The sequence below is a fragment of the Prosthecobacter sp. genome (genome assembly GCF_044226605.1).
Lineage (GTDB): Bacteria > Verrucomicrobiota > Verrucomicrobiia > Verrucomicrobiales > Verrucomicrobiaceae > Prosthecobacter.
In genome coordinates this window covers 1-19,687 of the sequence record NZ_JBGAGS010000037.1, presented here as the reverse complement: position 1 = coordinate 19,687, position 19,687 = coordinate 1, and the positions used below count along the sequence as shown (strand labels likewise).

At 61.0% G+C, this 19,687-nt stretch carries 15 protein-coding genes; 7 read left to right on the top strand and 8 right to left on the bottom strand.

Annotated features, from left to right (window positions below; all coding sequences use genetic code 11):
* Positions 1-60: 60 nt before the first annotated feature.
* Both ACILSO_RS31080 and ACILSO_RS31075 read left to right on the top strand, forming a co-directional pair.
* Positions 61-897 (top strand): hypothetical protein, encoded by an 837-nt coding sequence (locus ACILSO_RS31080; protein ID WP_395741391.1) that lies wholly within the window; start codon positions 61-63, stop codon positions 895-897.
* 76 nt (positions 898-973) lie between these two features.
* On the top strand, positions 974-2,248 hold the full coding sequence (locus tag ACILSO_RS31075) for an MFS transporter (RefSeq protein ID WP_395741390.1): 1,275 nt from the start codon (positions 974-976) through the stop codon (positions 2,246-2,248).
* 55 nt (positions 2,249-2,303) lie between these two features.
* On the opposite strand, the gene ACILSO_RS31070 is transcribed toward ACILSO_RS31075, so the two are convergent.
* The 6 genes from ACILSO_RS31070 to ACILSO_RS31045 all read right to left on the bottom strand — a co-directional run bounded on the left by ACILSO_RS31070 (position 2,304) and on the right by ACILSO_RS31045 (position 10,153).
* Positions 2,304-4,139 (bottom strand): tetratricopeptide repeat protein, encoded by a 1,836-nt coding sequence (locus ACILSO_RS31070; RefSeq protein WP_395741389.1) that lies wholly within the window; start codon positions 4,137-4,139, stop codon positions 2,304-2,306.
* A 17-nt stretch (positions 4,140-4,156) separates the two neighbouring features.
* Positions 4,157-4,261, bottom strand: a complete 105-nt coding sequence (locus ACILSO_RS31065; protein WP_133796641.1) for an AURKAIP1/COX24 domain-containing protein — start codon at positions 4,259-4,261, stop codon at positions 4,157-4,159.
* A gap of 30 nt (positions 4,262-4,291) precedes the next feature.
* Complete coding sequence (gene hisG, locus ACILSO_RS31060; RefSeq protein WP_395741388.1) at positions 4,292-5,176, bottom strand: ATP phosphoribosyltransferase; 885 nt, start codon at positions 5,174-5,176, stop codon at positions 4,292-4,294.
* 117 nt (positions 5,177-5,293) lie between these two features.
* Positions 5,294-7,783: a HEAT repeat domain-containing protein gene (locus tag ACILSO_RS31055; RefSeq protein ID WP_395741387.1), complete on the bottom strand. Its 2,490-nt coding sequence runs from the start codon at positions 7,781-7,783 to the stop codon at positions 5,294-5,296.
* Positions 7,784-7,849: 66 nt separating this feature from the next.
* Positions 7,850-9,172, bottom strand: coding sequence for a sulfatase-like hydrolase/transferase (locus ACILSO_RS31050; RefSeq protein ID WP_395741386.1), 1,323 nt, complete (start codon positions 9,170-9,172; stop codon positions 7,850-7,852).
* Positions 9,173-9,208: 36 nt separating this feature from the next.
* Positions 9,209-10,153: an MJ1477/TM1410 family putative glycoside hydrolase gene (locus tag ACILSO_RS31045; RefSeq protein ID WP_395741385.1), complete on the bottom strand. Its 945-nt coding sequence runs from the start codon at positions 10,151-10,153 to the stop codon at positions 9,209-9,211.
* Positions 10,154-10,299: 146 nt separating this feature from the next.
* On the opposite strand from ACILSO_RS31045, the gene metK reads away from it, so the two are divergent.
* Positions 10,300-11,520 (top strand): methionine adenosyltransferase, encoded by a 1,221-nt coding sequence (gene metK, locus ACILSO_RS31040; protein WP_395741417.1) that lies wholly within the window; start codon positions 10,300-10,302, stop codon positions 11,518-11,520.
* Positions 11,521-11,628: 108 nt separating this feature from the next.
* Positions 11,629-12,639: a galactose-1-phosphate uridylyltransferase gene (gene galT / locus ACILSO_RS31035; RefSeq protein ID WP_395741384.1), complete on the top strand. Its 1,011-nt coding sequence runs from the start codon at positions 11,629-11,631 to the stop codon at positions 12,637-12,639.
* Positions 12,640-12,673: 34 nt separating this feature from the next.
* On the opposite strand, the gene ACILSO_RS31030 is transcribed toward galT, so the two are convergent.
* Both ACILSO_RS31030 and ACILSO_RS31025 read right to left on the bottom strand, forming a co-directional pair.
* Positions 12,674-15,703 (bottom strand): protein kinase domain-containing protein, encoded by a 3,030-nt coding sequence (locus ACILSO_RS31030; RefSeq protein WP_395741383.1) that lies wholly within the window; start codon positions 15,701-15,703, stop codon positions 12,674-12,676.
* 63 nt (positions 15,704-15,766) lie between these two features.
* Positions 15,767-16,498 (bottom strand): RNA polymerase sigma factor, encoded by a 732-nt coding sequence (locus ACILSO_RS31025; RefSeq protein WP_395741382.1) that lies wholly within the window; start codon positions 16,496-16,498, stop codon positions 15,767-15,769.
* 162 nt (positions 16,499-16,660) lie between these two features.
* Between ACILSO_RS31025 and ACILSO_RS31020 the strand changes: the two genes are divergently transcribed.
* Genes ACILSO_RS31020 through ACILSO_RS31010 form a run of 3 tightly spaced genes read left to right on the top strand, consistent with a single transcriptional unit; the run spans position 16,661 to position 19,676 of the window.
* Positions 16,661-17,602, top strand: a complete 942-nt coding sequence (locus ACILSO_RS31020; RefSeq protein WP_395741416.1) for an acyl-CoA desaturase — start codon at positions 16,661-16,663, stop codon at positions 17,600-17,602.
* The gene (locus ACILSO_RS31015; protein WP_395741381.1) at positions 17,599-18,876 is read left to right on the top strand and encodes an NAD(P)/FAD-dependent oxidoreductase; all 1,278 of its coding nucleotides are present in this window, start codon (positions 17,599-17,601) and stop codon (positions 18,874-18,876) included. Before ACILSO_RS31020 ends, ACILSO_RS31015 begins: the two co-directional genes overlap by 4 nt.
* The gene (locus ACILSO_RS31010) at positions 18,876-19,676 is read left to right on the top strand and encodes a DUF1365 domain-containing protein (RefSeq protein WP_395741380.1); all 801 of its coding nucleotides are present in this window, start codon (positions 18,876-18,878) and stop codon (positions 19,674-19,676) included. Before ACILSO_RS31015 ends, ACILSO_RS31010 begins: the two co-directional genes overlap by 1 nt.
* Positions 19,677-19,687 lie beyond the last annotated feature (11 nt).

The window sequence follows — 19,687 nt, the reverse complement described above, 5'->3', positions numbered from 1 at the left end:
CAACCCCATGAACTGACGCAATCGTTTGACCCCGCGCCTGGAACTTCCATCATCCGCCGCATGAAGTGCGTCATTCCTGCTTTGATGCTGCTCCTTGCGAGCTGCAACTCGCCCCAGCAACACACTGCCAAACCCGCGCCGCTGATTCCGGGGGATCCGTCCGCGCCCTCGCAGGTGACGCCGGATGAGTCGATGGCGATCGCGCAGCAATTTGCCAGGCATGAATGGCAGCCGTTTGCGCGGAATATTCTGCATGGGAAGGACAAGACGGGCGTCCTGGTGAACACGCCGGATGTGACGCATGAGCCTGGCAAGGACCGCAAAGGCTGGTGGGTGCCGGGAATGGTGAACAGCGGTGTTCCATACAAATGGGGCGGCTTTGATGATCCTGCCTCATTTGATGCAGCGATCGCCAACGGCGCTGCCGGCGGGGATGTGTCTTCGCCTGAGAAACGTCGTGCGGACAATGCCGCGGTGAGCGCCAGTGCGGCGGGGGTGGACTGCTCGGGCTTCGTCTCACGTTGTTTGAAACTCCCACGGGTGCATGACACCAGCCAGCTGCCCGGCGTGTGCACGGAACTGGCCAGCGCGCAGGAGCTGCAGCCTGGGGATGTGCTGAACATTCCGCACCGGCACGTCATTCTCTGCGCGGGGTGGTATGACCCGCAGCATACCTGGATCTACTATTATGAAACCGGTGGCGCGCCGGACTATTGGAAGCCGGGTCTCAAGCAGGCGCCGCTGGACGCACTGCTGGCGCTGGGCTACAAGCCCCTGCGCTACAAAGGCATGGCGCATGAGCTGGTACCGAGCGGCAAACAGCCGAAGGAAGTGCTGACAAGAGCGATCAAGGCGAGCGCCCAGGTGGTGACGAATCCGACCATCGGCGAGCCTTAATGTCTGGCGGGTGGTTTGATTTGTTGACGCGGGGGCAAGTTGCGTGACAGCATGCGCGTTTTTTCCGACCTCTCTCATGGAAGCCACCCTCCGACCCTCCCGCACACGCTATGGCGTGATCGTTTTTGCCGTGATGCTCGGCATCATTCATTACATCGACCGGGTGTGTATTTCGAAGGCGCAGAATTTCATCCAGAAAGACCTGAGCCTGGACGACACACAGATGGGCTATGTGTTTTCGGTGTTTACGCTGTCCTATGCGCTGTTCGAGATTCCGGGCGGATGGCTGGGAGACAAGTGGGGGCCGCGGCGGGTGCTGCTGCGCATCGTGATCTTCTGGAGCCTGTTCACGGCGCTGACGGGCTATGCGTGGAGCCTGGCATCCATGATCGTGTGCCGGTTTTTGTTTGGCGCAGGCGAGGCGGGCGGGTTCCCGAACATTGCTAAGATGTTCAGTGTGTGGCTGCCGCAGCGTGAACATGGCGTGGCGCAGGGCATCACGTGGCTGGCCGCGCGCTGGGGTGGAGCCTTCACGCCGCTGCTGGTGGTGTGGGTGCTGGGCTATGTGAGCTGGCGCAACACCTTTGTGATCTTTGCCAGTCTCGGCGTGGTTTGGGCCATTGCGTTTTATCTCTGGTATCGGGACAATCCGAAAGACCACCCCGGAGTGAACGCGGCGGAGCTGGCGCTGCTGGAGGAGTCGCAGAAGAACCTGGACACCAAGCATGCCAACATTCCCTGGGGGAAGCTCCTCACGAACCGTTCGGTGCTGCTGCTGTGGACTTATTACTTCTGCATCACCTACGTGTGGTATTTCTACATCACGTGGCTGCCGAAGTACATGGAGCTGGAGCTGAAAATGGACATGAAGGACACCTGGTCCTCCGTTCTTAACGGTCTGCCTCTGTTCCTTGGCGGCATCGGCTGTTTCATCGGCGGGTTTGTGGCCCGGCGTATGGCTGCGAAGTCGGGCAATCTCAGCCGTGCGCGACGTCAGCTGGGCGTCTTCGGCATGCTGGGAGCCAGCGGCATGATCGTGCTGGCCACCACCCTGAACAATCCCGTTTACATCATGATTTCCCTGGGGCTCTCCGGCTTTTGCAACGATCTCTCGATGCCCGGCGCCTGGGGCGCTTGCATGGAAGTGGGCGGCAAACTCGCTGGATCGGTCTCGGGCAGCATGAACATGATCGGCAACTTTGGCGGAGCCATCGGCATCGTAGCCATTCCATGGCTGATGAATCTGACGAACAAAAACTGGGATCAGGTGATGTATGTCGCCGCTGCTGTCTATGGCATCGCAGCACTGTGCTGGGCGTTCATCGACAGCGACGAGCGGCTGGAGGCGTAGTGGAAGTTTTGGGCCGGGGAGTTGCGGGCAAGAGGGCCCGCATCCCCTCACTTATTTATTTCTTCTCGGTGTCGGGGCTGCCGTTTTTCAGCTTACGAAGTTCGTCGTCGATGCGCTTGCGGGCTTTTTCGTCCGGGGTCTTGAGCGCCTGGGCGCGTTCGAGATAGTCGAGCGCCTTGGCTTTGTCTCCCAGGGCCTGATGCGTGAGGCCGATGTGTTCGAGGATTTCGGCGTCTTCCGGAGTGATGGGCTGCATGAGGGTCTCGGCACGCTGCAGTTCCTTGAGTGCACCGGGGTAGTTGCCCTTTTTGTAATGAAACCAGCCGAGGCTGTCGATGTAGGCGGGCTGGTCGGGCAGCAGTTCGTTGGCCTTGGAAATGAGTTCGCCTGCCTTGTCGAGATGCGTGCCGGCGTCCAGCCACATGTAACCGAGAAAGTTCATGGTGTTGGCGGCAGACCTGGCCTCCTCACGAGGCGTCAGGGTGATGGATTTTTCCAGCATGCGTGAAGCGTCTTCAAGGCGGGACAGGCGTTCCAGAGTGATGCCGAACTGGTAGTAAAAATGGTAGTCCAGCAGTTCGCTCTGGGTGGAGCCGGCGTAGTGCTCGGCCTCGGCGAAATGCTTCACGGAGGGCGCCCATTCTTCACGTTCACGGTGGGCAATGGCGAGCTGATAGTGAACGAGCGGGTGATCTGGGAAGAGACGCACGCTGCGCTGGCCGACGCGCACCATTTCATCAAACTTCTTGGTCTGGTAGAGCTCCCAGCCGAGCTTCACGTAGTCGCCGATTTCGCCGCCGCCGGATCGAATGGCCGCCTGGAGATGAGGGATGGCGTTCTCCGGCTGCTTGAGCTTGTCATACTCACCGGCGAGCAGGCGCTGCTGGTCGGCATCCTCAGGAGCCTGCTTGACGATCTGCTCCAGCGTGGCGAGGGCCTTTTCTTTCTGATCCGCGGCTACGTAGAGGCGGTAGAGCAGCTTGCGGGCTTCGAGGCTGCTGTATTCCGCTGACAATTTTTCGCAAAGCTGGCGCGCCCGCTCGGGGTCGTTGGTCAGAAGGTACTGGCGTGCGACCTCCAGGGTGACCTGCTCAGCATCGGACTTGGTGGCAGCCTTGAGCGCGTTTTCAAAAAACGGGGCCACGCGCTGGCGATATTCCATGCCGAACTCGGCCTGACCGAGGGGCCAGACGCGCTCGGCAGTGCGCCCGGTGGCCAGCCAGTACTGGGGATCGCGGCTGTTTTGATTGGCTGCCTGCGTCATGACCTCGATGGCCTTGTCCCGCTCATTGTGGGTGAGATGAAGCATGACGGCCATCTCATAGACCTCGGCGTGGCCGGGAAATTTGCTCAGCGCCTCGGCGATGGCCCTGGCTGGCACCTCGTCTTTTTCGAACAGGTCCGCCGGCGGGTAGGTGCTGGCGAAGCGAGCGAGATTGAGCAGTGGCGCGGGCACCTTGGGATTGGCCTGCACGGCATCCTCAAGAATTTTCATTGCAGCGGCACGCCCCTGGAACTGCATGGCGAGCACGGCAGTGTGGGATGCCAGATCCGCATTGGTGGGATCTGCTTTGAAAACAGCCAGATAATGGTCCAGCGCCTGCCGCAGTTTCCCGGAGGATTCAAACTGAAGCGCGGCGCTGAAATGGGCCAGAACGTCGGCTCTGGTAGCCGCTCCTGAGGAAAGCTGCAGGTCGGAAGAGTCCGCCGCCCTGGGTCCCAACGACAAGTCCGCCACCGTGGCAGCATGACTCGAAAGAAGAGAAGCCTGAAAAGCGGCGAGACAAGCCAGCAGGCAGGGCCGCAGAGCCCTGCCAACCGAGCGAAACCCGAGCATGACAAGGCACCCTGCGTCCCGATACCATCGAATCGCACTGCGGAGAGGAGCCATGCCGGAGAGGCTAGCGGTTACGACTTGTAGCGCAAACGCTTCTTGTGACGGTTCGCGCGCATGCGCTTCTTGCGCTTGTGCTTGTTGATCTTCGTTTTTCTCCGCTTTTTGAGCGATCCCATGTTCGTGTTCTCCTGTTTGTTGGCGTTGATCTAGTGGACGACTTTGTTGAGCGGGTATTCCACGATACCCTCTGCCCCCAGTGATTTCAGCTGCGGGATGATGACCCGCACGGTGGCTTCATCGATGACAGTCTCCACGGCCACCCATTCCTGGCTGGCGAGTGTGGAGACGGTGGGTGAGCGCTGGGCTGGAAGGCAAGCGACCACCTCCTGCAGCTGTTTCGCGGGGACGTTCATTTTGAGACCGACCTTGTGGCGGGCCTCGAGCGCCCCTTTGAGCAGCAGCACGAGTGTCTCCATCTTCTGCCGTTTCCATTCATCACGGGCGGCAGGTTTGCTGGAGACAAACTGGGGATAGCTTTCCATCAGCGTGTCCACGATGCGCAGCTTGTTCGCGCGCAGGGACGAGCCGGTTTCGGTGATGTCCACGATGGCATCCACCATTTCGGGGACCTTCACTTCCGTGGCGCCCCAGCTGAATTCGACCTCGGCCTCCACACCGTGCTTGGCGAGGTATTTCTTCGTCATCTCTACGGCCTCGGTGGCGATGCGCTTGCCCTGCAGGTCCTTGACGGTCTGGACCGGGGAGTCGTTTGGCACCACGAGCACCCAGCGGGTGGGCCAGGAGGTGGCCTTGCTGTAACGCAGGTCGGTGATGACCTCGACGTCCGCGCCGTTTTCCACGATCCAGTCCCGGCCGGTGATGCCGCAGTCCAGGAAGCCATGGTCAACATAACGGCCGATCTCCTGGGCGCGCAGCAGGCGGAGTTCCAGCTCGGAATCATCCACGGAAGGGCGGTAGGAACGGGAGGAGACGACGATGTTGAACCCTGCGCGCTTGAACAGTTCAAGCGTTGGCTCCTGCAAGCTGCCTTTGGGCAGGCCCAGGCGGAGGATGTTCTTGGGTTCGGACATGGTTGGGGGAAGGGGGCGCGCATCCTAGTGGCATTTTTTCCTCTGGCGAGGGGAAATTTCACGGGAGTGCGGCGCGCCGGCGCAAAGCAGCGGTTTTCAGGGCTGGGCTGCCAGGGGTTAGCGGGAGGCTTTCAAGCCAGCACAGAGGGAGAAGCCGGTGGTTGGGGGCAGTTTTAGACCTGTGGTGATTTCGCCCTCGAATGATTCCCAAACAGCGGCCTTTCTGGCAAAAGAGAGAGGTCCGGAACCGCTGGACGAACCAAGCCGCTGGCTGCCGAACTGACCGTTATGCATGGTGTTCCAGCCTTTGTTTTCGTCCGTGGGATATGTCCCTGGATCAATGCGCAAATGAAGTTCCACGCCGGTGAGGTCGCCTTCGCGAAGGGCCTCGATGCGCAGGCCGGATGCGGCTCGGATGGGTTCGCTCGCAAAGCTGAGCAGGAGGCTGGAGATCGTTTTTGGGCCGAAATGGGTGCCTCGCAGCGCCAGGGCCTGTTTGACCAGAGGAGTGTCTTCAAAGCCCTTGGCTGGCTCGATGTGCACGGTGACAATTTTCAGAGCGTCCTTTTCGGCCAAGGGAACTCCGGGAGAAGGTGGGGGTGGCAGAAGCGGCTGCTGATGCTCCTGCCGCCACACATTTGCTGCGGCGATTCGCTCCGCATCGCGCTGACGGCGGTCTGCTTTGGGGGTGAAAGCGAACTTCTGGCCGTCCACCTCGTGCAGCGCCCACAAAGCGAAATCGCAGACCGGAGGGTTGTTGAAGCGGAAATCTCCCATGCCGCCGCCATAGCCATCGCGGGTCTGCCGGTCTTCGAGCGCATGCACCAGCAGCGCGATGGCGGCGGCCTTTACTTCGGGAGAGACGGGGCGCAGTTTGACGGCAGAAAAATAATAGTCATGGGAGCGTGGCTTCAGCCATTCGCCCATTTTGAGGATGACCTCAAAGCGCTCATGCACCGGGCGGTTGTCCCAGCCGTCCACGATCTTGCGCAGGGCCTGTACTTCACCCGTGGCGAGGAGCAGTTCCACCAGCGTCTCGTAGGCGCCATTTCGCGCATTCGAGTCCCCTGCTGGCAGAATGTCCCACTCGTGCAGCAGGGCAGGCAGCGCTTTGGGATGATCCTGATTCAGCAAGCGTGCCGCAGCCTCGAGGCGCACTTCCTGATCTGGGTTCTTCTGCATGAATTTGAGCAGCATCGCAGTGACTGCGGGGCTTTTGAGCAAGCCGAGCTGATGGATGAACTGCCGCTGCATCCACGGCGTCTGCGCTTTGTCAGCGCCACGCAGCACGGCCTCGGTCACTGCATCGGGAGCTTCCGCCTGCAACTGCCGGACGAGCGTGTCTGGCAGTGTTTCGCCGGCGGCAATGGAGTCCACCAGCATCTGCTTCTTTCCCTTCTGCTGATATTCCGCCCACCATTTGCGGGCGGCTTTCTGCACGTCCAGCATCTTCTCCTCATCGGACATGTAGCCGGAGGTCGAGTGACGAGAGTAGAATTTCTGCCCCGACATGCGGCTAAGGATCTGCTGGGCGCAGTCGCCCACCGTCAGAATGGTGTGTGAGAAATAGAAGTCGCGATGAAAGCCCACGGAGCGCGAAAAGCGGTTGTCTGTGAGCGCTTCAATGAGAGCGGGTGCGGCAGGGTAGCCGATGGCGAGAAGCTGGTGCGCGGGCGATTTCCCCTTTTCGTCCATGCTGAAGACATCACACCAGCCAGGCTGGCTCATTTGATGCCCACACTGATCACGCAGCATCCAGACCAGTTCGGCAATGCGTTTGTCCTGGGGCAGCTGGTCGATCTGCTCCTGGGTAAGCGCAGGGTGCTTCTCATCCTCTTTGACCATGCGCTCCAGCATGGCGGCCGATTGTTTGGCCCGCTCGGCGTGCTTGCTGTGAGGGAACACTCGCAGGATGCGGCGGAACGCTTCCAGCAGCGAGGCGCGGGATTCCAGATGCCCTGACGGGGAGCCGCCCCAGAGACTCGTGTTCAGTCCTCCACCTCCGCAGCGCAGCACGGCATCCCACATGGCGGCGTGGGACAGCTCGATCTCCAAATCCTCCTGCATGGGGCCGGGTTCGCGAGTGTCAGAAGGGCTGGCTGCCAGCTTCTGTGCCTCCTTGTAAAGCTGGGCTGCCAGATCGTGCTCGCCTCTCTGCCAGCAGACATAGGCCAGGAAGAAAGTTTCCGCTTTCTGTCCCAGCCTGGCTCCAAAGCGGCGAATCCCGTCCTTGGGTGGATAGCGCAGTGACGCCAGCTGCAGCTCGATCATTGGCAGGAAGGGGCGTTCTTCGAACCCTGCGCGTTCGTGGGCGGGTGCGTTGGGCTTCGACTTTCTCCAGGTTCTGCTGGTGAGATCGGTCTTCACCGCAGAGAACTCTGTTTCCGATTCTTTTGTGACGAAGCCCACGATGGTATGAGCCTTTGGCGTATTCTCTTCCCCGGACCAGCTGCCCGTCCAGATTTCCGCCCACCGGGCCTCTTTGACGTCTGGGTAGCCGAGAGCGGAAAACCACTGGAAGCATTGCAGTGCTTCGTCAGGAAGCTGCGCGGAAGCGCTGGCCGGCAGACAAACCGCCAGGATGAGGAGGAGATGACGCGCCTTCATGGCCGGAGCATAAGGGGATGGATTCACCAACAGCACGCAAAATCCGGGCGAATCTTGGGGCGGCCATCACGGCAACGCTGCGCGCCAGTCCAGGGCGGCTTTCTTGAGGCGCTCGGCAGTGTCTCTTTCAGTGTCGGCGAGGTTGGTGGTTTCGCCGGGATCCTTGCCGAGGTGGTAGAGTTCGGTCTGGGTGCCGTCGGCATTGACGAGGAGTTTCCAAGCGCCGTCTCGGATGGCGACATTGGGGGATTTGGAATTCGGTTCTTTGGGGTAGGGGAAGCCGCCTTTCACCTTGCCTGCCTCGCCGGGTTTGCGGCCGTACTCCCAGAGGAGGGGCTTGTGGCGGGCGGTCTTTTCACCGCGGAGGGCAGCGCTCATGTCTTCGCCGTCCTGCGGGGCGTCTGGGGCTTTGATTTGTACCAAGGCGCAGAGGGTGGGCATAAAGTCGACGCTGCTAAGGACGGTGGTTTCATTCACTGCGCCTGCGGGCACCACGCCGGGCCAGCGGACGATGAGCGGAGTGCGGATGCCGCCTTCATAGAGGCTCCATTTCATGCCGCGCAGGCCCTTAGTGCGGGTGTGGTCGAGCGTGGGTTCGGGGCCGTTGTCACCGCAGAGAATGACGAGAGAACTGACAGGCAGGGCGTCGATGAGGCGGCCGATCTGGCGGTCGGTTTCGACCAGCACGTCGTGGTATTTCGCGGGCAAGTCGCGTTCGTCTTTGCCTTCGATGGGACGATAGGGAGTGTGGACATCATCCAGCCATAAATTGACGAAGCAGGGCTGGCTGTCGTGCGCGCGGATAAACTTCAGGGTTTCGTCCACCATCCAGCGCGTGCGGTCGTGGCGCTCCACCTGCTGGGGTTCGCGTTTGAGTTCCCAAGGAGTTGTTTTCAGGCCGAGTGGCGCGGCAGGCTCCGGGCTTTCATAAGTGCCGAGGCCGTGGTCGTAGCCATAAGCGGCGAACTTGGGAGCATCTGTCACATCGCGTCCGCCGCCGAGGTGCCATTTGCCGATGTGGGCCGTGGCGTAACCTGCGGCTCTAAAGGTGCGTGGCACGGAAGGGGCCTGGGGATTGAGAAAATCTGCCTGCTCGCATTCGCGATTGCCGGCCTTGGTTTGCAGGTAGCTGGTGATTCGCTGCCGCGCGGGAAACTGACCCGTGATGATGCCGCAGCGGGAAGCGGAGCAGATGGGAGAGGCCACGTAGAACTGGCGGAACTGCATGCCTTCTTTTGCCAGACGGTCCATGTGCGGTGTGGGCACTTTTCCGCCGAAGCAGGAGGGATCTCCCCAGCCCATGTCATCGACAAGGATGAAGATGATGTGGGGTTTTTCTGCAGCGGAGGAGCTGAGGATGCAGAGCAATAGAAAAAGGAGACAGCGCATGAGGGCAAAACGTGGGTGTGTGCATTGCTTATCGTTTCATTTTGATTCGCCAAGTGTCGTGAGCTGGCGGTCGGTGAGAAGGAGCGTGAAGTCGTGCTTTTTGGCCGACTCGAAGGCGGCGGCGTGGATGTCTGCGGACTTCGGGTAGTCGATGACGAGCACGGGTTTGCCGTCCGGTTTGAGCTTTTCGAGGAAGCTCAACACGTAGCGGGACTGCTTTTCGCTGCGCAATTTCCTGCCTGTCACGAACAGATCCTCCACGCCGATGGCGCTGATGAGTTCACGGTATTCCGCGTGGGCGAGAAGCTGGGAGGCGTTCTGCGGGATGACGAGAAAGCCCGGATGTTTCTCCCGGGCACGCTGGGCGATGGCGGCCACCCAGGCGATCATGTCCTCGCGATAGGTCCTGCCGGTTTCAGGATTGGGCCGGTCATCAAGCCAGTCCTTGGTGGCGGGGTCGTATTCGTAGAATTCAAAGGCATCAATGATGTCGAGATAGATGCCGTCGAAGCCCTGGGTGGCCACTTTGTCCACGGCAGGCAGCATGAGCTGCTGCCATGCAGGCTGCCAGTAGCGCACGCGGTAGTTGCCCTTCCAGTCAGGGTTTTCGGTGTTGAGGAATTTGGGGGCCGCGGCATCGGGCTGCCCGTCTTTGTTCGCATCCCAGGTTTCCTGCCAGTAGGGCCGGTAGTCTTCGGCTTCGCCAACGGATACATAGGCGACCACGCGGCGACCGGCCTTGCCGGAGCGGATGGCTGCGATCTCCTCGGGTGTCCAGTCGCCGTCGCTGTTGAAAGCGGCATCGATGACGATGAGGTCGCGGTCACTGGAGGCGAGTTTTTGCACCGCAGCTTCGCGTGTGCTGGCGAGTTTGTCCGCCTGGAGGACGTAGGCCATGGACTTCGGAGCGAACGCTGGCTGCGTGGCCGCGAAGCTCAAACAACAGGCTCCGAGGAGGAGGCTGACGGCGAATTGTTTCATAGGAGCCACCAGCGTGCAGGAGTGGGAGTGCCGCCGCCACCTTGAATTCCACATTGACGCCCCCGATTTGGGGAATACTCTCCCGGCTTTCCAAGACGCATCATCAAATCATGATTCGTCCATATATAACCCACACGCCCACCACCATGTCCCGTAGCTACATCTTCTCGTCCGAGTCCGTCGGCGAAGGTCATCCTGACAAAGTTTGCGACACCATTTCTGACGCCATCCTCGACGCCTGCCTCGCGATCGACCCCAAGAGCCGCGTCGCCTGCGAAACGTTCGCGAAGAGCAATGTCGTCGTCGTCGGTGGTGAAATCACCATCCCGAAGCTGCAGAACAAGAAGGCTGGCACCACCAAGCCGATCGACGAAGTGATCAACGTCGGCAAGGTCATCCGTGACGCCGTTCGTGGCATCGGCTACGTGAATGACGACGACGTGTTCCACGCCGACAAGCTCTTCATCAACAACTACCTCACCATCCAGAGCCCGGACATCGCCCAGGGCGTGGACGCCGCGGAAGCTGATGGCAAGAAGACCGCCGAGCAGGGCGCTGGCGACCAGGGCATCATGTTTGGCTTTGCCTGCGATGACACGCCTGAGCTCATGCCTGCTCCGATCATGTACGCCCACCGTCTGGGCCGTGAGCTGACCCGCATCCGCAAGGCTGGCAAGCTGGCCAAGTGGCTGCGCCCGGACGCGAAGAGCCAGGTCTCCGTGGAATACGTGGACGGCAAGCCCACCCGCATCGTGAACGTCGTCATCTCCACGCAGCATGCTGCGGACGTGAGCCACGCCGAGATCGAAAAATTCTGCATCGAGCAGGTCATCAAGAAGGTGCTGCCGAAGGAAATGCTGACCAAGGACACCGAATATCTCATCAACCCGACCGGCAAGTTCGTCGTCGGCGGTCCTCAGGGAGACAGCGGCCTGACCGGACGCAAGATCATCGTGGACAGCTACGGCGGCATGGGCCGTCATGGCGGTGGTGCCTTCTCCGGCAAAGATCCGTCCAAAGTGGACCGCAGCGCCGCCTACATGGGCCGCTGGGTCGCCAAGAACGTCGTGGCCTCCGGCCTCGCCACCCGCTGCGAAGTGCAGTTCGCCTATGCCATCGGCCATCCTGAGCCTGTGAGCGTGCACATCGACACCTTTGGCACCGGCACGATCGGCGACGACAAGATCCTTGCCGCCGTTCTGAAGGTCTTCTCCTTCAAGCCTGCTGACATCGTGAAGCAGCTCAACCTGCTGCGCCCGATCTACGGCAAGAGCACCAACTACGGTCACTTTGGCAAGATCGGCGACCCCGACCTCACCTGGGAACAGACCAACAAAGCTGATGCGCTGAAGAAGGCTGCGAAGTAATTCGCTACACGAAGAATCAAAAAATCATGAGCCGCGCAGGGGAGCCTGCGCGGCTTTTTTCTGCCAAGTTTACAGAACCTGTGCGTTAGAGTAAGACCCGCCACCACCATGTCTGAAATGCGCTTCAACCCCATCACGCTGGACTGGGTGGTCATGTCGCCGGCGCGGGAGCTGAGGCCGGATGATTTTCATCATCAGGCCGAGAGCCACCCGGCGCGGCCTGTGCACCGGGACAACTGCCCTTTTTGCACGGGCAACGAAACCATGACGCCGGGAGAGATCGCACGGGTGGATGCGCCGGACGGCTCCTGGCTCGTGCGGGTGGTTCCCAACAAGTATTCCGTTTTCAATGCCGGGGATGATTTGCGGAGGCAGAAGCAGGGCACCTTCCGCTCCATGGCCGCTGCGGGTGTGCATGAGGTGGTGGTGGAGAATCCGCGCCATGATCTGGATCTTGGTGACATGGGCCCGGCGCATCTGGTGCTGGTGCTGCGCATGTACCGCGAGCGCTACCGGGCGCTGCGCGGGCATCCGATGGTGGAGAGCATTGTCATTTTCAAAAACCAGGGGCAGCGCGCGGGCAGCTCGCTGGAGCACGCGCATTCACAGATCATGGCCGCCCCGGTGCTCTCTTCCCAGGTGGGCATGCGCCTCCAGGAGGCGCGGCGGTTTCATGAACTCGAGGGAGGCTGTCTGTACTGCACGGTGCTGCGGGAGGAACTGGCGGCACAGGAGAGGATCATTGACGCCGGAACCTCGTTCGTCGCCTTCATGCCCTACGCCGCGCTCTCACCCTACCACACGTGGATTTTTCCGTGCAAGCACCAGTCGGCCTTTGATGAGATCAGCGATTCGGACATTGATGAGCTGGCGGCCATGCTGAGCCGCCTGCTGCGCCGGCTGAAGGCTGCGGCAGGAGCACCGGACTACAACATCACCATTCGCTCCGCTCCTGTAGGAGAAGTGACGTCGGGCTGTTTCCACTGGTATCTTTCGGTGGTTTCGCGCATCTCCCAGCTGGCGGGGTTTGAACTTGGAAGCGGGACATATATCAACAGCATGCGGCCGGAACTGTGCGCGGAACGCCTGCGCAGTGTGGTGATTCAGGGGATGGATTGACCGAGAGACGTGCTTGCGAAAGCCGAGCCCGCCCTTAGCGGGGGACCAGCCAGGTGCGCGCGAGGCGGTCGTGCAATCCGCGCCCGCGGGTGGCAATGACAGCGACGGCCAGGACACCGAAAAGAATCACCATGATGCTGAGGCCGACGCCCTGCACCATGCTCGAGGCGCCCGCGTTCCGCATGAAACGTGTGAGGTACATGATGACCAAGGGTGTCAGCAAAATGGGCGACCACGCGATGAGGCTGCGCCACAGCATGCGAAGGCGGGAGGCGTCCATGCCTTCGTTCGTCACCACGGCAATCCCGAGCAGCCGCATCATCAGTCCGCCGCGGAACACGGCCGCGCAGAACACGCTGAGGAAGGCGGTAAGCAGGAGATACACGCACAGCACCGATGCCGTCATGAAATCCACGCTGTGAACTTTGCCAGCCATGCCAATGGCCTCTGCACGCTCCTTGACGCGGGTGTCCAGCAGGGGCTGCAGCAGCGCCCTGGCTCTCTGCATTTCCTCCTCCGAGGGCTGCGGATGCTCCTTCACTATTTTTTCCACCATTGCCCGCATCGGCAGCGGGAGGATGCTTCGCCCGATCGGCGAGTCCCACTGCTTTGGATCTCGAACAATGGGTCCATAGGTTCCGCCGATGTAAGTCTCCATGGCCGTGCGCGCTTCAGTCACCGGGATGTTTTCCAGACCGGGCTGCTTCATTCCCTTGAGCATTTCGTCATAGGACATCATGCAGCCGCGGATCGCGGAGAAGGCGGGATTCTTTGCCGCCCAGGCTTCGTAGAATGACATGCCGAACGCCATGAAGGCGCTCAGAAACAGAGACGGCATCAGCGTGCCAAAAAACAGAGCGAAACGACGCCAGTGTGAAACCTCCGCCGGCTGCTGTGTCAGAAGCTGCAACTGCGCGGCTCCAGTATGCAGATCTGTCGTGCCCTCCAGACCGAGCAGCGCACGACGTGCAGGCAGTGGCAGAGGTGCACGGACATGGTGTGCGGATGCTTCCTGCGCCGGGACCATGCGGCCTTCGAGTGCGGATGCGCCGACTTGATGCAGAAAGGCCTGCGCAGTGACGGGCGTCTCTGCCTCCGCCATGGCGGTTTCACCTGGCGCGGTAAAGTCGAGCAGTTTGGCGCGGCCTTCGGAAGTGATCCAGACACGGTCCAGCATAAGCGCTTCCGGCAGCGAGTTCGTCCTGCCAGCGGCGTCGAGTTCGATGGCGAGATCCAGCAGCCAGTGCCGTACCTCGCGCCAGGGCTGAGGCTGCCGGATGAGATGCGTCAATGCCGAGCCTGGTGAAGCTGCATAGGCATCCCAGGATTCGTTTTCATTGCGCTCTCCCTGCAGCCAGCGGAGGCGGCCGGGGCGGGACACGTTGCGCAATACATGGGACACAGGAGGCGTGCCGACGGGCGTCTGGCGGATCCACACCTGGCGCAGCAGGCGTGTGTCATAACCGAGGACCACCGCATCCGACAGCGGGGCGATGACATGAAACGGACCAATCTTGCGCGCGCCCTCCGTGGTGGGGACGGTCGTATCGGTTTGCGCCATGCTGGCACGGGGCTGATACGCGGCCTTTTGAATAACCCGTGTGCCCGTCCACAGATCATGCAACCCTGCGAAGCCGTTCTGGCGCCGGGCGGTGATGAAAAGCAGAACGAAAAACAGGATCTGGACGAGAAGCCACACGTAATTCCAAACAGTGACCTGCGAGATGTCAGGGATGTCGAAGCGCAACAACTCAATGATGAGGACCGCCTGCAGCAGCACCGAGCGCAGGAAGGCGCGCGGAATGCCCGGTGCGCTGCGGTTTAGCGTGGCGACGCGCAGGCCCACGAGCGCCTTGCCCACGGAGGCGCCCCAGAGTCCCTCCGTGATGCCGAAATACAGATGCCGCAGCACAAACATTCCCACCATGAGCCAGTGGAAAGCCGGAGAGCGAATGATCTCGGGATTGAGCATGTCCGCGGGGGAGTTCAAAAAGAACAGCGGCACCATGAAATTCGCCACGCTCAGGACGAGATGATCAATCACCGCGGCACCAAAACGAAGTCCCAGCGTGGCAGGCGTGGGGGCGATGGAAGAAAAAGGCTGCAGCGCCTGCCTCAGCTCATGGTAGCTGCTGAAGCGCTCCGTGGCCTGTTTGTTTAAACAGCGCAGCACGATGCGGGCGAGCCCCTGGGGAATGTCAGCACGGAACTTCACGGGGGAAGGCGCGGGTTTTTCCAGTGAGTTTGCCAGCAGCTGCACCATGTTTTTTCCATCGAACGGCGTGCGGCCGGTCAGGAGATAAAACAACGTCACCCCCACGGAATACATGTCTGAGCGCACGTTCAGCTCCTCGCCGCGCAGCTGCTCCGGCGAACAAAACGCGGGCGTGCCGAGAAACGTGCCTTCAATCGTGTGCATGGAATCGCCACGGCCTGCGGTGGAGATGGAAAGGCCGAAGTCGCCGATCTTCACTGTGCCGTCCATGTCCTCAAAGCAGTTCGCTGGTTTGATGTCTCGGTGCAGAATGCCTACGGAATGCGCGGCCTCCAGGCCGGCGATGATCTGCAGCACGGCATCCACCGCCGCGCCCACCTGAAAGGGGCCATGGCGCTGAATGCGGTCCTGCAGGGTGCCGCCCGCGATGAGTTCCATGGCAATGACAGGAGTGTCCGCAATCTCCTCCGTGCCGAAAACGTAGACGCTGTTCGGGTGGTTGATGGAGGCGGCAAGGCGCCCCTCGCGCAGGAAGCGCGCCCGTGCGTCTGCTGAGTCGAGCTGATGACTCAGCACTTTCAAGGCCACGCGGCGTCCGCTTTCCAGATGCTCCGCCGCATACACGGCCCCCATGCCGCCGCGGCCCAGCTCGCGCTCGATGCGGTATCCGCCGAACACTTCGCCAGCTTGTGGCAGGGTGCGGGGCACTGGCTTTTCGAGAATGAGGGTGCCGCTGCTGTCGGCCGGAGATGGCAGGGCCCCGCTGATCAGACATGCCGGGCAGAGGGAATCAGGGGCGTCAGCGGGAAGCTTGGCTCCGCATTGGGGGCAGGTTTGGGGTGTATTCATGGAGGGGTGAAGTTGGTTTCCATGAGTTCCTGAAAGCAGCCTTGAGCCAGGTTACAAAAAAGTTCAGGCCGCACGCAGCACCGCCACCAGATGCCGCATCTCGTCCTCGACATCTGAGGGCGAATCGACCGTTTCAGCGATCTCGGCGCGCAGCACCTCGCGATACTGCTGCCGCAGGCGGTGGATGGCGACCTTAAGCGCGCCTTCGGTCATGCCGAGCTTCCTGGCGAGAGCTTCACGTGAGGTTTCTGCCCCGCTGAGCGTGCCTTTGAGTGCTTCAAAAGTTTCGACATCTTTCCGTGCGGCAAACTCGGACCGCAGCTTTTCCATGGCACGTGCCAGCAGCTCCATGGCCCAGCGTTTGTCGAAAAGGGTTTCGGCGTCGGATTGTTCTGCGGGCTCAATGGCGTAGCGGGCCTCGGCATCCAGCGCGTCCCACTCGACCATCTTCTGCCCGCCGCCGCGTTTCAGTGTCTGTGCTCGGTGCCAGTCGTTGGCGAGAAAATTCTTCAAGGCACCGAGCAGGTAGGAGCGGAACTTTCCGCGTGCCGGGTCTGCGGCTGTGGCGCGGGTTTCCAGGAGGGAGGCAAAAAATGCCTGCGTGAGGTCCTGCGCGTCATGGGGAGCGTGGCCTCTGCGACGGACGAAGGCATACAAAGGGTACCAATAGTCGCGGCAGAGCGCTGACATCGCCCTGCGCATTTTGGAGTCGTCTCCTCCCTGCTGTGCGGCGAGAACAAGGCTCCACCGCGTGGTATGAAACACACGTGCTCCGGGAGCTATGGAGTCGTTCATGACGCCACATAGCACTCCGGACCCTTCCTGCACAAGCCGTTCACCACGCATCCAACATTTTTTTGAATCCAGAAGAAGGTCACAAGCGCATAAGGAGGCGTGAAATCCGCAGACCCAGCGCACTCACCTCAAAAACACGGCTTCTCCTGGCAGTTGATCATCATGCTCAGGCAGTGGTTTGATTCGGACTTCCGGCCCCCAGGCTGGCAGGGCGATGACAAGCTGGCGGACGGGATCGACTGGCGGCGCTGCGTGCCTTTCATCGTGCTGCATCTGGGCTGCCTCTCGGTGCTGTGGGTGGGCTTCAGCTGGGCGGCGCTGGTGGCGGCGCTGCTGCTGTATGCCGTGCGCATGTTTGCCATCACGGCGTTTTATCACCGCTACTTCTCTCACCGGAGCTACCGCACCTCGCGCTGGATGCAGTTCCTCTTTGCGGTGCTGGGAAACACCTCCTGCCAGCGCGGCGCGCTGTGGTGGGCCTCGGTGCACCGGCACCATCACCAGCACTCGGATGAGACGCCTGATGTGCACTCTCCCCGCATGCGCGGCTTTCTGTGGTCCCACATCGGCTGGCTGACGAGCCCCAAAAACTTCCCCACGGACTACAGCCGCATCCGGGATCTGGAGAAATTTCCCGAGCTGGTGTTTCTCAACCGCCACGACCAGCTGGTGCCGATACTGTATGCTGCTCTGCTCTGGTATGCAGGTGCCTGGATGGAGAAGCACATGCCGGGTCTGGGAACCAACGGACCGCAGATGTTGGTGTGGGGTTTTTTCATCAGCACGGTGCTGCTGCTGCATGCCACCTTTTTCATCAACTCTCTGGCGCATGTGTTTGGTTCCCGTCGCTTCAAGACGGATGACGACAGCCGCAACAACCTGTTCCTCGCGCTGCTGACTCTGGGGGAGGGCTGGCACAACAACCACCACCGCTACGCTGGTGCCGCACGTCAGGGCTTCTTCTGGTGGGAGATCGACATCTCCTACTATGTGCTCAAGCTGCTGTCCTGGACCGGGCTGATCTGGGACCTCAAGGTGGTGCCTGCCAGCGTGTATCGTGAGGCGCAGCAGCTCAAACTCTCAACCGGGAGGAAAGCAGCATGAGCCGTCCGCGTCTTGCCATCGTCGGCACCGGGGTCGCAGGCCTGGGCTGTGCGCATTTTCTGCATCCGCATTTTGATCTCACCATCTTTGAGCAGAACGACTACGCGGGCGGCCACACCAATACGGTGACGGTGCGGGAAGACGGACGCGAGCTGCCGGTGGACACGGGGTTCATGGTCTTCAACCACGTGACCTACCCGCTGCTGACACGTCTTTTCAAGGAGCTGGATGTGGCCACCAAGCCGACCTCCATGTCCTTCAGCGTCGCGCATCTGCCGAGCGGCATTGAATACAATGGAACTTCGCTGAATCACCTCTTTGGGCAGCGGCGCAATCTGATCAGGCCGCGGTTCTGGCGCTTCATGCTGCAGATCAACCGCTTCAATGCCGAGGCGGTGGCCGCGCTGGACGATGCACGCTATGCACGCATGACGCTGCGCGAGTATGTGGAGGCGCGGGGCTACGGCTCCGATTTCCTCAACATCTACATCATCCCCATGAGCTCCGCCGTGTGGTCCACGCCGCCGGAGCTGATGCTGGAATTCCCCGCGCTCACGCTCATCCGCTTCTGGCACAACCACGGCTTCCTGGGCCTGCACACGCAGCATCCGTGGTGGACGGTGACGGATGGCGCACGCTCGTATGTGAAGAAGCTCACCGTGCCCTTCCGGGACCGCATTCGTCTCGGCTCTCCGGTGGTGCGTGTGGAGCGGGGCGCCGACGGCGTGAAGGTTTACCCGCGCGATGGCGCCGCAGAGACCTTTGACAAGGTCGTCTTTGCCAGCCATGCCGACCAGACCCTGCGCATGCTGGCGCAGCCGACCGAGCGCGAGAGCGCGCTGCTGGGCTGCTTCAAATACCAGCCCAACATCGCCACGCTGCACACGGATGAGCGCTTCATGCCGCGCACGAAAAAATGCTGGGCCTCGTGGAACTACCGCATCCGTGAGGGGGCGGACGGTGGCATCGAGCCGAGCACGCATTACTGGATGAACAGCCTGCAGGGCGTGTCTGACAAGACGAACTACTTTGTCGCCATCAATGCGGCGGATGAGATCGCGCCGGAGAAGGTGCTCAAGCGCATCAACTACGAGCATCCGCTTTTTGATCTGGCCGCCATCGACGCGCAGAAGCAGCTTCCCGAGCTCAACCGCATCTCGCCGGACCAAAGCACCTACTTCTGCGGCAGCTACTTCCGCTACGGCTTCCACGAGGACGCCTTTGGCTCGGCAGTGGCCCTGTGCCGCGATCTCCTCGGAAGGGAACCCTGGTGATGCCTGACTCATCCGCCATCTACGAATGCAAGGTCATGCACCACCGGCTGCAGCCCAAGGTGCACCGGTTCAGCTACAATGTTTTCTACCTCTGGCTGGATCTCGACGAGATCGACAGCCTCTCCAGCAGGCTGCGCTTTTTCAGCCGCAACCAATTCAATCTCTTCTCGCTTTTCGACCGCGATCATCTCGATCTCGGCGCGCAGGGCGTGAAGGCAAACATCCTGCGCTACCTGGCGGAGAACGACGTGGACACCATGCGCATCGCCAGCATCCGCCTGCTCACCTTTCCACGAGTGCTGGGCTACATCTTCAATCCGGTGTGCTTCTACTACGCCTACGATGCCGCCGGAAATCCGGTGTGTGCCGTGGCGGAAGTGACCAACACCTTCCACGAGCAGAAGCCCTACATTCTCAAGACGGTCGAGGATGCGCAGCGCTTCCGCCTCATCACACCCAAGCACTTTTATGTGTCCCCCTTCTTTGCGCTGGACCTGAACTTTGATTTCAAGTTGCGGCTCCCGGATGAAAAGCTGGAGATCCACATCGACGACCGGCAGAAAGATGATCGTGTGCTGCTTACCTCGCTCACTGGCAGCCGCAGATGGCTCACGGATGCCACGCTGCTGCTGTGTGCGGTGAAGTATCCGCTGCTGACCCTGCGCGTCATTTTTCTCATTCACTGGCATGCGCTGCTGCTGTGGCTCAAGCGCATTCCCTGGCATCGGAAGACGGCCAATGCCGCGCTGCAGCTCGGAGTGCTGCGGCCTCACGCATCCATTTCACCCGGAAAATCATGAACGACACCATC

Bases quoted from the DNA above. Each gene is read 5' to 3' on its own strand.
- ACILSO_RS31080 (WP_395741391.1), top strand. From the start codon at position 61: ATGAAGTGCGTCATTCCTGCTTTGATGCTGCTCCTTGCGAGCTGCAAC.
- ACILSO_RS31075 (WP_395741390.1), top strand. From the start codon at position 974: ATGGAAGCCACCCTCCGACCCTCCCGCACACGCTATGGCGTGATCGTT.
- ACILSO_RS31070 (WP_395741389.1), bottom strand. From the start codon at position 4,139: ATGGCTCCTCTCCGCAGTGCGATTCGATGGTATCGGGACGCAGGGTGC.
- ACILSO_RS31065 (WP_133796641.1), bottom strand. From the start codon at position 4,261: ATGGGATCGCTCAAAAAGCGGAGAAAAACGAAGATCAACAAGCACAAG.
- hisG (WP_395741388.1), bottom strand. From the start codon at position 5,176: ATGTCCGAACCCAAGAACATCCTCCGCCTGGGCCTGCCCAAAGGCAGC.
- ACILSO_RS31055 (WP_395741387.1), bottom strand. From the start codon at position 7,783: ATGAAGGCGCGTCATCTCCTCCTCATCCTGGCGGTTTGTCTGCCGGCC.
- ACILSO_RS31050 (WP_395741386.1), bottom strand. From the start codon at position 9,172: ATGCGCTGTCTCCTTTTTCTATTGCTCTGCATCCTCAGCTCCTCCGCT.
- ACILSO_RS31045 (WP_395741385.1), bottom strand. From the start codon at position 10,153: ATGAAACAATTCGCCGTCAGCCTCCTCCTCGGAGCCTGTTGTTTGAGC.
- metK (WP_395741417.1), top strand. From the start codon at position 10,300: ATGTCCCGTAGCTACATCTTCTCGTCCGAGTCCGTCGGCGAAGGTCAT.
- galT (WP_395741384.1), top strand. From the start codon at position 11,629: ATGTCTGAAATGCGCTTCAACCCCATCACGCTGGACTGGGTGGTCATG.
- ACILSO_RS31030 (WP_395741383.1), bottom strand. From the start codon at position 15,703: ATGAATACACCCCAAACCTGCCCCCAATGCGGAGCCAAGCTTCCCGCT.
- ACILSO_RS31025 (WP_395741382.1), bottom strand. From the start codon at position 16,498: ATGAACGACTCCATAGCTCCCGGAGCACGTGTGTTTCATACCACGCGG.
- ACILSO_RS31020 (WP_395741416.1), top strand. From the start codon at position 16,661: ATGCTCAGGCAGTGGTTTGATTCGGACTTCCGGCCCCCAGGCTGGCAG.
- ACILSO_RS31015 (WP_395741381.1), top strand. From the start codon at position 17,599: ATGAGCCGTCCGCGTCTTGCCATCGTCGGCACCGGGGTCGCAGGCCTG.
- ACILSO_RS31010 (WP_395741380.1), top strand. From the start codon at position 18,876: ATGCCTGACTCATCCGCCATCTACGAATGCAAGGTCATGCACCACCGG.